The following is a 10898-nucleotide window of genomic DNA, read 5'->3' on the forward strand; positions in this document are numbered from 1 at the left end:
GAGCTAATCGAATTTCTCCGCATCGACCGCGTAGCTCCACGTGAACTGTCCGTCGAGTCGAACGGGAACGTCTTCCAAGGCGAGAAATCGAGCCAATTCGTCCTCGTCCAACGTAAGCGTGCTGAGTGTTCCGGATGCCAAATACGATTGGTTCGCCTCGTCCAGTTGCAAGTGCACGAACGCACCCATTCCATCGGAGTTGGAAAGATACGTGATCGGAGTTACCTCGAACTCCCCGTCGATGGTTTCGATATCGAAAAGAACGGCCGTGATACTCTCCGTCTGCACGACGTTGATGCTCCCATCCCCGACGATCGTGTACTGGCCGCCGATGATACTCCGGTCGCGGGCGATGTCCAACGCGGCCCAGAGCGGGAACCCGCGGTTCAACAGTCGCGCCATCGTCTTCCCGACACGAACCGCTCCGCTGTTTATCACGTCACTCAGCGTGACAACACCGCCGATGGCTCCCGCCTCGATGAGCGCCATTCCCTGCTCGTAGGACTGACACGCGTTGAGGAGAAACGCCTCGACGCCGATGTCGTCGAGTTCGGCGGCGTCCAGGGTTCCGTCTCGACAGTTGAACCCGCCGTCGTCGATGTGGCCGATGTAGTGGAGGAAATGGGTCTCGGATTCGAGAACCGAACGAAGTTCCGCGACGGACAGATCGTGACGGACGGTCACGTCGAACCGGAGGTTCCGTTCCGAACCGTACACCTCGTCCGCGAGATTCCGCTCTTCGTCCATCTCGTCGTCGTTGCAGACGACCGTTATGTCTATCTCCCCTTCAGTCGCCGTGCGTTCGAGTCGGTTCCGAAACGCCGTCAACGTCGCTTTACTCGCACCGATCGGCGCGTCGTCGCCGACCCACACCTGTTCGAGCGAGTCGGCCCGTTCCGGTTCCACGAACGAACGCGGCGTCGCCGCCGTTCCCGACGCACTTCTGCTGTGTTCGCTGCTTTCGCTGCTACCACGAACGAACTGTTCGACCGCCGGCACCTGTATCGTCGACGCGGATACCTCCGTGCCGCGTGCGGTCCGAATGACCGCGAGGTCGTCAACGAGAAACGGCAGCATCTCGACGTTGCTCGCCGTCGGGGAGACGTGCGTCGTCAACTGCCACTCGGGAACGAACTCCTCGATGTCCGTGTACGGTATCGAGAGATATCGCTCCAGTCTCTCGGCGGGTGACGCGTCGTACAGGGCCGCAAAATCCAGTTCGACCGTCGATTCGAGTTCCCGACGTTCGTAGAGGTGGACCGGATACAACCCCTCGGTTCGGGTCACACAGTCGAGGAGGAACGTCCCTTTCAACACCCGTTCGACCTCGGTTTCGAAGCCACGAGCCATGTCGAGAGGATGTTCGAAGCCGCCCACGACGATTCGGGGTGTGTTCCCCGGAACGACCGTCGCGCCGAGGTAGTATGCGAGCGAGGCGACGGCGTAAACGGATTCGAGCGTCGGTGGTACCTCGATAATCACGCCTGTTTCGGGCGGTCGTAGGTCGTCCGGGATATGAAGCTCGTCGCCGAGTTCGATCGCCGGCGGATGGCCGCGAAGGGTGGGAAACGCCCGCTCGGGACTGGTCGTCTTCAGCGCCGACCCGAACGTCGAAACCGCCGCCATCACGTCCGTCGGGTCGTCCGTCGTCGTCACCGTTCCCGATGGACGGCGATGGAACGACCGCCCGCCGACGACGATGTCCGTCTCCGATCCGAACTCGAACGATATCTCGTCGAACGTCGCACCGATGGAAAGCGTCTCCTCGACGTGGACGTACAGTTTGATGGGCGCACAGAGCTCGATAGTGTATGGTCCATCCGGGAGCTCTTCGTTCGCTATTCCCTCGACGCATCGTACCATCTCGCCGTCCGTATCACGGACGTAGGTGGCGACCGGTGGCGAAAGACGGAAGCCGTCGGTCGAAAGGCGAACTGCGTCGTCGACCGGAAACGGAAACGGATGATTCGCCACCGGTTTCGGTCGAACCGCACCGAACGTCCGAAGCGTACATGTGCGTCGTTCGATGGGGTCCTGTATGATGACCTCGTTCTCCCGACCATCGAACGAGATTGTCACCGAATCACCTCCGAAACTAGAGGGGAAGAAATCCGGAGCGTATCGGACATACGTCGTATATGTCGGCCGAATACTAAAAAACTATCGACGATCTGTAATTCTTACTGTCTCACGAGGATATGAATCCGCGAACCGTTTTCATCAGCAGGGCCGGATATCGTCGGCGGGAGCCATCGAGAGCGTCCGCGAGGATCACAGGAGCGTCGTCGAAGATACCGGGTCCGTGTCCGACGAGGATTCGCTCGGGCGTCAACCCGCGCAGGTCGTTCGGCGGGAGGAGTCGCACCATCGGGTGGACGCCCAATCGCTCGCGGCCGGTTCGGAAGTAGTCGGCGGTTCCGACGGATTCGGGGACGACGAGCGTTCCGTTCGTCTCGTCGTACAGCGCGGCCTCCTGCCACGCCGGGTTGTCCACCAGTCGCAACGCGCGCACTCCCGTATCGGCGAGCGTCGTCTCGAACCGGCGAACCGGAACCCCGCTCACGCTCCGGCGGACCCACGTGGGAAGATACAACGGCACGTCGTGCCGCTGTGCGATTTCCTTCGCATCGCGCATGTGCCTGTCGAGAAGGACGACGACGCCGGCGACGGTGCCTAACTCCGCGAACAGGTCGTCGAGACCGGGGGCGTCGACCGGATCGATGACCCAGACGTCACCGTCGATGGCGAGGGCGTGACTCGCCCGTTCCATCGTCTCCTCCGGATGGGCGAGCCAGCCGACGCCACCGTCCCATCGGTCGATCACTCGATATTCGGTCGGGGAATCGGTTTCTTTCAGCGGCATACCCACAGTAGCGGGCCGACGCGCATAAATCGACGGGGCAACGCTTCCGTCCCGCGGTGGCTACGTGTCGCTCGCGTCCAGCGACTCGACGTACTCGGCGACGGCTTTCACAACGTCCCGAATGGACTCGAACAGTTCGGTGCCGTTTCGGCGTGCGGTGGTCTCCCCTGCCACAAATCACGGACGGCGATACCACCGTCCACCCCTCCAACGGCGCGTCGTCTCTCAGAGTTCGCTCGTATCGATTTCGATGTCGGGCGGTGAGATGATGAGAAACTGCCGAAAGTGAACCAGATTTCCGCCCTGTTTTTTCACCGCCGGTGCGAGGTCGGCCGCCAATTCGGATAAGTCGCCGTCGACGGAGAGAACGAGGACGTGCCCGTGCTCGATTGCGCCGAGGCGCTCCGCGATGGGAGTGGTTCCGTCGAGGATGCCGAGGATGACCCGTGCATCCTCGTCGAAATCTATCTCCTGTTCGGCTGCTTGTAAATCCAAATCGAACCCCGAATCGTTCATGGCGGTACCTCTCATCCCCCCGAGAAAAATCCTTGCCTTGATTCGGATCAGTTGTCGTATTCGCGCTTGAACCCGCGGAATTCCGTCCGATGGGCCTCCTCGTCGGCGAGGATGGTAACGCCGAGGTCCTCGGTAACCGGGTCGTCGGCCTCTCGCGCCGCTGATATGACGTCACGGTACGTCGAGATGGCGTCCTCTTCGGCTTCGAGGACCCCGTCGATGACCGACAGAACGTCCGTGCTGTCCTCGGGCGGTTGCAGGCCTTCCTGCCGCGCCTCGAAGTCGTAGGACGCCGGCGGTCGCTCGTCCAACTGTTTGAGTCGTTGGCCGATCATCTCGGCGTGGCCCAACTCCTCTTGGATGTCCGTTTCGAGGCTTTCTCGCACCTCTTCTGCGCTCACACCTTCGAGGACGATGGAGTTCGTCAGGTAGTTCATCACCGTCTCGATTTCGTCGCTGTACGCCTTTCGAAGGAGATCCGTGACTTCGTTGCTCGTCATCGCCTCGGAGTACGCGGTGGGACTACGTTACGATTGTGGCGAACTCGACCGGCAACCGTTGCCTCACGCAAAACGGTTATATGCCTTGCCACGCATTCACATGCCAACGATGGAACAGTACGTTAAAGATTTGCATACGCACGGTGCAAGCGGTGCTATCGTCGGCTCGATTCCCACCGGAGGGGTTTGACCCTGCCGCATCCGCACCACTGAACTTCGAATCGACACCGAACGGCATCGACTGTGCATCGTGACAGAACGCACGAAATCCGAAGCGGACGACCGACACACCGATCAATGACAGACGAGAACTCACCATCCCGACCGACAGACGACGACCGAGAGAAAGAGACGATGGCGGAAATCAGCCACACACCCCCGTACGAGGCACCCGATGCGAACCGAGTGTTCGAGCGCGGCGGCGAACTGTTGACCGAAGAGCGCCGCTCCTGAGCGGTCGAATCGGAAAAAGAAGTCCCGTTTTCCCGTTCTCCATCTCCCGTCGAGTCCCCGGACCCCCGTCCCCAGTCCCGACTCAGCGGATCGGTTCCCGTCCGCCGACGGGTTTCGAGGTATCCACGATCTCCGCGCGCGCTCCACCCTTCTTGACTTCGGTCGCAGTCATACATTCGAGGCACCCGAAGACCTCGTTCTCGTTGTTTCCGAACACGCGGGCGAAATCACGCGTCACGAAGGAACCGCAGCTTCGGCATCGGTTTTCGGCTACAGTGTCGCTTCCACTAGCAATCTGGCTGTTTGTCGTTGTCATGCTGAACCTCGTCGATACGACTAACATCAGTGTGGGTACTTTGTTATCCGGTGGCTGTCGGTGCGAAACCAACCACTATCGTTTGGAAAGACAACTCTACGATTTCGGTAACGACCGGTTACTCGGCCGGAACGGCGAAAATTGCCCCTGGAACCACGCGCCACGAGGGTCCGAATTCGGTGACGGCCTATGCTTTAATGATCGTCCGGGCGGTAGTTTTCGCTGATGCCCAAGATAACACTCGACGAGGAAACCGTTTCGCGTCTCGACAGCCTCCGGGTCGAGGACGAATCCTATGACGAAATCGTCAACGAGCTCATCAACATCTACGAGGCAGAGGAGATGACGCTCTTCCACGGCGGCGACTATTCGAGCGACTGAATCAGTCGGCGTCCCATCGAGCGACGAGAGTTTCTCCCGCGCGCACGCGCTGACCTTTTTTCACTTCGACGTCCGCCACGTCGAACGATTCGGGGAGGAGCACGTCCGCCCTGCTCCCGAAGGCGATGTGTCCGAGTCGCTCCCCATGAGCCAACTCGTCTCCGGGTTCGACGTAGGGGTGGATTCGCCGGGCGAACGCGCCCGCGATGAGCGTCAGATCGCAGGTCGAAAGGCCGATGTGGACTTTCTCGTTGTTGTCCGACTCCTTGCTGAACGCGGGGCGGTGGGTTCCCGGTTCGTGTTCGACCGATTCGACGCGCCCCGAGAGCGGCGCGCGGTTGACGTGGACGTCCGTCACGTTCATGAACACGCCGACGCGAACGCGGTTTCCCTCCTCGCGTATCACCGAGACGCGCCCGTCGGCGGGTGAGAGAACACCCGCGGAGGGCGGGGAACGCTCCGGGTCGCGGAAGAACAGAAGGATGGCACCCCCCGTCGCGAGCGCCGCGAGCGTAGCGAACGGCGAGAACAGTCCAAGTGGCCCGGCGAGTAGGAACGGCGGCGCGGCGTATCGCCACGCGCCGGGTGCGACCTTCATCACTCCTGAACCGCGGCCCTGACACGCGCCCACTTCCCGTTCGATTCGAGGCGCGTTTGGAGTTCGTCGGCGTATCGGTGTGCCAGCCCTTCGGCGGCCGTGAGTCGCTCCTCGTCGACGCCGCTTCCGCCGCCGCCCAGTCCGAGCGCGTCCTTGACCGATCCGAAGACGCCTCGTCCTTCCTTTTTCGACGACTTTCCGGCCATCGAGTTCATCTGCGACTGGATATTCTCCATCTCGGGCATTACTTGTCGAACCTTGCTCGTGTCGGCGACGAGTTTCGCGCGCTCGTCATCGTCGGGGTGTTCGATGTCGAACTCGACTGCGGTCATCACTAGACCCCATTCCTGCCGGGAGAATTGAGAATCGGCGACTTCCTGTGCGAACTCCCTATCGACTGCCATTCTGTCCCCCACGATCATGTCCGTCCACCGTTGTCCGCTCATAGGTGACAGTGCTATGGCGCGAGACTTGGTAGTTTCGTCTCCGAGAACGGTGCGGGAGACGGGACGGGATATCGAGGAGACGGTGCGGTGACACGTGTGGAGGACGAAAACCGCCCGGTAGGGAGTTCCTACGGGTGGAAATCCGACGCGTAATCACTGCTTTCCGAAACGAGGGATACAGAATCAAAAACCGAGGGTCGAACCGCGCGCGAGTCAGTTGTATGGATAGCGCGCGTGGTTGCCACAGTCGCAGGTAATGACGACGTGGCCATCCTGTAATCGGACGCGGGCGTTCTTTCCGGGACGGAGGTACGCATCACAGGCGTCGCAGGTAAATCGCTTGAACTGCCGGGGAAGCGAGAGGCGGTGTCGCTCGGCGATTCGCCTGGCGAGGCGGACGTACTCCCGCGCTCTGTCGTCGTTGCACTCCGCGGTGGCCTCCCGTGCAAGTACTTCGAGACGCTCTATTCGCTCTTGAGCTACTGTCATTCGGAATGGGGGGGTGGGGGGTTTCCGGGGCGAGACAGGACAAGGATAGAAATCGTTCCTGTATTGCCCCATGCGAGTCATGCTCGTACGGGAACAAATACTTTGCGGTCGTTCAATGAGTCCTTTCCGAAAGGAGTAATTGGGCGCTATGCAATCTCCCGCGCAGTGCGCGTACTCAACTATCTCGAACTTGAATCTCGGTTGGCCCGAAGCGGCATCGGCACCTCCACGAAGCAGCAACGCAAGGCGTTAGCGGAAACCGACGTCGACGTCATCACGTCGCCGTGGACGGGGGAAACCCCGGTTCATGCACTCGCGTCCGGGGCAGTAGGGGGCCGTTTCTTCGCCGACTTCGACGTGGCCCACTGCAACCTCATCGGGCCGGGTTCGGCCGCCGTTGCGCGCCACGCGAAACGGAACGACATTCCGCTCGTCCTCCACTCGCACGTCACGAGCGAGGACTTCGCGGAGAGCTTTCGCGGGTCGAGTCTCGTCGCGCGCCCCCTCGGACGCTATCTGAAGTGGTTCTATTCGCAGGCGGACCTCGTGTTGTGTCCCAGCGAGTACACGAAATCCGTCCTCGAACGCTACCCCGTCGACGCGCCGATCCACCCCATCTCGAACGGCGTCGACGCGGAGTCGTTGGACGGCTTCGAATCGCTCCGCGAGGAGTACCGCGCGCGCTACGATTTGAACGGCATGGTCGTCTTCGCCCTGGGGAACGTCTTCGAACGCAAGGGTCTCACGACGTTCTGCCGGGTCGCCGAGCGGACCGATTTCGACTTCGCGTGGTTCGGGACGGTGGACGACGGGCCGCACGCCAGTTCGACGGTCAAGAAGTGGACCGAGAACCCGCCGGACAACGTGACGTTCTCCGGGTGGGTGGAGGACAAACGCGGCGCGTTCGCGGCGGGGGACGTGTTTTGCTTCCCGGCGAAGGTCGAGAATCAGGGCATCGTCGTCCTCGAAGCCATGGCGTGTGGCAAAGCCGTCGTGCTTCGGGATATCCCCGTGTTCGACGAGTTCTTCACGCACGGCGTGGACTGCCTGAAGTGCGAGACGGAAGACGAGTTCCGACGCGCGCTCGAACTGCTCCACCGCGACCCCGAACTCCGGGAGCGACTGGGGGAGAACGGTCGGAAGACGGCGAACGAACACAGCCTCGAGCGCGTCGGGGAACGACTTGTCGAGGAGTATTCAAAACTCGTCTGAAGTCATAAGCACTTAACTCCCCGTCGTCGAATGGCCGAACAATGAGCCGATGGGTCGCCGCCTTCACGGACACATATTTACCGACCATCAACGGCGTCACCTACACGATTCGAACGTGGCGCGATTTCTGGGAGAAGACCGGTAGCCGAATGGACGTGGTGTACCCCCAGTCCGACGAGTACACGCCGGAGCAGGGCGAACATCCCATCGGAAGCCTGCCGTTTCCCTTCTACGACGGCTATCGACTCGGAACGCCGCGGATTCCGAAGGCCGTTCTCGACGCCGAAATCGTCCACTCTCACACGCCGTTCGCCATCGGCCTCGGCGGCCTCCGACTCGCGCGAAAACACGACCGGCCGTTCGTGACCTCGTATCACACGCCGACCGGGGAGTATGCGGACTATCTCGTCTCGAACGAGTCGGTCGCCGACTACGTGGAACGGGCGGCGGGCGCGTACGAACGGTGGTTCTTCGGACAGTCGGACGCCGTGCTGACACCGAGCGAGGCGACCAGGAAACACGTCGTCGAAACCGTCGGCGTCGATGCGCCCGTTCACGTCGTCCCGAACGGTATCGACGTCGAGCGGTTTCACCCGGTCGAAACGGGGGCGTTCGTCCGAAAGTACGACCTCGACATCGACCGGCCGCTTATCGGCTACACGGGGCGTCACGGGTTCGAAAAGCGCCTGTCCGAAGTTATTTCTGCCGCGGACGGCATGGACGTGACCGTCGTCTTCGGCGGCGACGGTCCCGCCCGAAAGACGCTCGAAAAACAGGCTCGCGACCACGACGTGGACGTCCGTTTCCTCGGCTTCCTCGACCGGGACGAGATGGCGTCCTTTTACTCCGCCCTCGACGTGTTCGCGTTCCCCAGTCCCGTCGAAACGCAGGGTCTCGTCGCACTGGAAGCGAACGCCTGCGGCACCCCCGTCGTCGGTGCCAACGCTGGAGCGTTGTCGAACACCATCGTCGACGGGGAGACCGGCTACCACTTCGAGAGCGGTGACATCGAAGGCGTTCGGGCGTCGATTCGCCGCGCGCTCGAAGAACGCGAGCGTCTCCGGGAATCGTGTCTCGCCCGCAGAAACGAAATCAGCGTCGAACGAGCGGTCGAAGGATTGGAGCGGGTGTACGAACGCGTCGTTTAGAGTTCGACGCGCTCGACGATGTGGTCGCTCCCTTCGCGGACGTTCAGGGCGACGATTCGGATGTCGTCTTCCAGTCCCGACCCGTGGAGTTTCGCCTTGAGCAGGTTGTCGACCTGATACACGCCCGCCGCGTTCAGCATCTCGATTTCGACGAGGACCGGCACGGTGTCGCCCTGTCGCAGGCTGACCTTCTTGATAGCTTGGCTGGATACGGTGTTGATGCCGCGGCCACCCTTCTCGTAGGGGATGCGCGAGCGGCCGTGTTCCATGTCCAGCGCGTCCGAGACGCGGATGACGCCCGCTTCGGTCGTCAGCGGGTCCTCCTCGGTGTGGTGGCAGAGGATGGCGTGGAGGATTTCGCCCTTCATCCGAACCGTGTTTTCGACGTCGTAGAAGTTCGGCAGTACGCGGTCGAGGATGTCCGCCGCGAGCGGAATCGAGTAGTAAGAGTGGTCGTCGCGGTGGACGATGTGACCGATGTCGTGGAGCGTCGCGGCGAACGCGACGATGACGCTCTCGTCCGCCTCGTCCAGTCCTTCGTCCGCCGCGCCGTTGAACTCGACGCCGCCGCGTTTCAGCAGGTCGTAGAGCAAAAGCGCGCGGTTTCGAACGATTTCGATGTGCTTTCGTCCGTGGTCGTTGTATCCCTTTCTAGTCACCGCGTTGACGTTTTGGGCGTCCAGATACGCTTGAATCTCCTCGTCGTTGTGGATGAATTCGAGTACCTCGTTCAGCTTTTCGTCGGGAAAGGCGTGGTCAGCGTCCGGGTCGTACGCACGCCGCCCGTTCTCCGTTTGAGATTCCATTTCCGCATCTTCCATGGTCCGATTTCACGTTCTGGGGAGAAAAGCTCTCGGGGAAGGGTCGTTCGAACGCAGTAATCGGGACTCTCGAACGCGAGTCGACGGATTTCGAGCGATCACGGACGAGTTTCCATCGTGATGGTTACTGGCAGGCGACCGACGTCATCGTTTCGCGATTTGACCGATGGAGGGAAACGAAGAGTCGGACGTTTTCGCCCTGTGAGGTCGATTCGGAGCCTCGTCATCGCCCCCCTGAGAAGAGCAAAAAGCCTATAGTTGGCAACGGGTAAGAAACTGGTAGAGGATGTTCGAAATGATACCACTATTCGGGCCGGTTCCCGGAGGGATGGAGCTCGCGGTGATCCTGCTCATCGCGGTTCTCCTGTTCGGTGCAAACAAGATTCCGAAGCTCGCACGCTCCACGGGTGAGGCGATGGGCGAGTTCAAGAAAGGCCGCGAAGAAGTCGAGCAGGAACTGCAGGAGATGCAAGGCTCGGGCTCTTCCAGTACCGCACGCGAAGTCGAAAGCGAACCGACGACGGCCACCGAAACCGAGACCGAGACCGAGACGGAAACCAAGACCGAGTCGGAATCGTAGTTGTTTTTCCTTCGAGTTATCACATATTACGCGGGGCGTGTGGCCTAGCGGATAGGGCGAGAGGTTCCTAACCTCTCGACCGCGGGTTCGAATCCCGCCACGCCCGTCTCCCTCGCTTCGCTCAGTCGACGGGCGTGGCTTACTCCCCCTCGTTCACTACGTTCACTCGCGGGAGTCCCGCCACGCCCTCGCTGCGCTCGTGGGAGTTTCGAAAGGCGCACGGCGTCTTTCAGCGTTCGTGAATCATCGATCCACTCACTCCCGCCACGTCTTTTTCGAGCGAGGGCACATGTCGCGTTTCCGTGTGAGGTGCGCGACGCTCGTTTTCCGCCAATTACCGGTAGCGACGTGATGAAAGATTTATCACGTGTCGGAGAACAGCAACGAATGCGGTAACTTCCGACGAAGATACCGCGAAAACAGCCTAGTCAGGCACGCCGCATTCCCTCGAAACGGTGACTACCTCGTGCCGAGGAAATGCGGTTCTCTCTCCCCCTTTCGAACGAGCTGACATGGCCGAGAGATATCTCTTCTCTGTGATTTCAAAACCACGCGAGTAGAAACCGATGGTTCCA

At 61.0% G+C, this 10898-nt stretch carries 14 protein-coding genes and 1 tRNA gene; 6 read left to right on the forward strand and 9 right to left on the reverse strand.

Going from position 1 to position 10898, the window contains the following annotated elements:
* Positions 1 to 3: 3 nt before the first annotated feature.
* The 4 genes from ACGYLY_RS03865 to ACGYLY_RS03880 form a co-directional block, all read right to left on the reverse strand.
* Entirely contained in the window at positions 4 to 2079 is a 2076-nt protein-coding gene (locus ACGYLY_RS03865) for a hypothetical protein (protein WP_395282892.1), read from the reverse strand.
* 109 nt (positions 2080 to 2188) lie between these two features.
* Positions 2189 to 2863, reverse strand: coding sequence for a hypothetical protein (locus ACGYLY_RS03870; protein WP_395282891.1), 675 nt, complete (start codon positions 2861 to 2863; stop codon positions 2189 to 2191).
* Positions 2864 to 3088: 225 nt separating this feature from the next.
* Positions 3089 to 3379, reverse strand: coding sequence for a DUF5779 family protein (locus tag ACGYLY_RS03875; RefSeq protein ID WP_231182884.1), 291 nt, complete (start codon positions 3377 to 3379; stop codon positions 3089 to 3091).
* Between the two features lie 47 nt (positions 3380 to 3426).
* Positions 3427 to 3879: a ferritin-like domain-containing protein gene (locus ACGYLY_RS03880; protein WP_231182885.1), complete on the reverse strand. Its 453-nt coding sequence runs from the start codon at positions 3877 to 3879 to the stop codon at positions 3427 to 3429.
* 297 nt (positions 3880 to 4176) lie between these two features.
* On the opposite strand from ACGYLY_RS03880, the gene ACGYLY_RS03885 reads away from it, so the two are divergent.
* Positions 4177 to 4332 (forward strand): hypothetical protein, encoded by a 156-nt coding sequence (locus ACGYLY_RS03885; RefSeq protein WP_231182886.1) that lies wholly within the window; start codon positions 4177 to 4179, stop codon positions 4330 to 4332.
* Between the two features lie 82 nt (positions 4333 to 4414).
* On the opposite strand, the gene ACGYLY_RS03890 is transcribed toward ACGYLY_RS03885, so the two are convergent.
* Entirely contained in the window at positions 4415 to 4648 is a 234-nt protein-coding gene (locus tag ACGYLY_RS03890; RefSeq protein WP_231182887.1) for a hypothetical protein, read from the reverse strand.
* A gap of 225 nt (positions 4649 to 4873) precedes the next feature.
* Between ACGYLY_RS03890 and ACGYLY_RS03895 the strand changes: the two genes are divergently transcribed.
* Entirely contained in the window at positions 4874 to 5029 is a 156-nt protein-coding gene (locus ACGYLY_RS03895; RefSeq protein WP_231182888.1) for a hypothetical protein, read from the forward strand.
* 1 nt (position 5030) lies between these two features.
* On the opposite strand, the gene ACGYLY_RS03900 is transcribed toward ACGYLY_RS03895, so the two are convergent.
* The 3 genes from ACGYLY_RS03900 to ACGYLY_RS03910 all read right to left on the reverse strand — a co-directional run bounded on the left by ACGYLY_RS03900 (position 5031) and on the right by ACGYLY_RS03910 (position 6562).
* The gene (locus ACGYLY_RS03900) at positions 5031 to 5627 is read right to left on the reverse strand and encodes a protein sorting system archaetidylserine decarboxylase (RefSeq protein WP_395282890.1); all 597 of its coding nucleotides are present in this window, start codon (positions 5625 to 5627) and stop codon (positions 5031 to 5033) included.
* Positions 5627 to 6073, reverse strand: coding sequence for a DUF5799 family protein (locus tag ACGYLY_RS03905; protein WP_395282889.1), 447 nt, complete (start codon positions 6071 to 6073; stop codon positions 5627 to 5629). Before ACGYLY_RS03905 ends, ACGYLY_RS03900 begins: the two co-directional genes overlap by 1 nt.
* 213 nt (positions 6074 to 6286) lie before the next feature.
* The gene (locus tag ACGYLY_RS03910) at positions 6287 to 6562 is read right to left on the reverse strand and encodes a ribonuclease P protein component 4 (protein WP_395282888.1); all 276 of its coding nucleotides are present in this window, start codon (positions 6560 to 6562) and stop codon (positions 6287 to 6289) included.
* Between the two features lie 165 nt (positions 6563 to 6727).
* On the opposite strand from ACGYLY_RS03910, the gene ACGYLY_RS03915 reads away from it, so the two are divergent.
* Both ACGYLY_RS03915 and ACGYLY_RS03920 read left to right on the forward strand, forming a co-directional pair.
* Positions 6728 to 7774: a glycosyltransferase family 4 protein gene (locus tag ACGYLY_RS03915; protein WP_395282887.1), complete on the forward strand. Its 1047-nt coding sequence runs from the start codon at positions 6728 to 6730 to the stop codon at positions 7772 to 7774.
* Positions 7775 to 7815: 41 nt separating this feature from the next.
* Entirely contained in the window at positions 7816 to 8922 is a 1107-nt protein-coding gene (locus ACGYLY_RS03920) for a glycosyltransferase (protein WP_395282886.1), read from the forward strand.
* Here ACGYLY_RS03920 and ACGYLY_RS03925 read toward each other — a convergent pair.
* A complete protein-coding gene (locus ACGYLY_RS03925) occupies positions 8919 to 9743 on the reverse strand; it encodes an HD domain-containing protein (RefSeq protein WP_395282885.1) in 825 nt (274 codons plus the stop codon). The two genes, ACGYLY_RS03920 and ACGYLY_RS03925, sit on opposite strands and share 4 nt — an antisense overlap.
* Positions 9744 to 10071: 328 nt before the next feature.
* Here ACGYLY_RS03925 and ACGYLY_RS03930 point away from each other — a divergent pair, with 328 nt between their 5' ends.
* Both ACGYLY_RS03930 and ACGYLY_RS03935 read left to right on the forward strand, forming a co-directional pair.
* Positions 10072 to 10323, forward strand: coding sequence for a twin-arginine translocase TatA/TatE family subunit (locus ACGYLY_RS03930; protein WP_395282884.1), 252 nt, complete (start codon positions 10072 to 10074; stop codon positions 10321 to 10323).
* A 33-nt stretch (positions 10324 to 10356) separates the two neighbouring features.
* A tRNA-Arg gene (locus ACGYLY_RS03935) sits at positions 10357 to 10429 on the forward strand.
* The last annotated feature ends 469 nt before the right edge of the window (positions 10430 to 10898 follow it).

Origin of the sequence: Haladaptatus sp. CMAA 1909 (assembly GCF_043952005.1) — an archaeon.
In the GTDB taxonomy this organism is placed as follows: Archaea; Halobacteriota; Halobacteria; order Halobacteriales; family Haladaptataceae; genus Haladaptatus.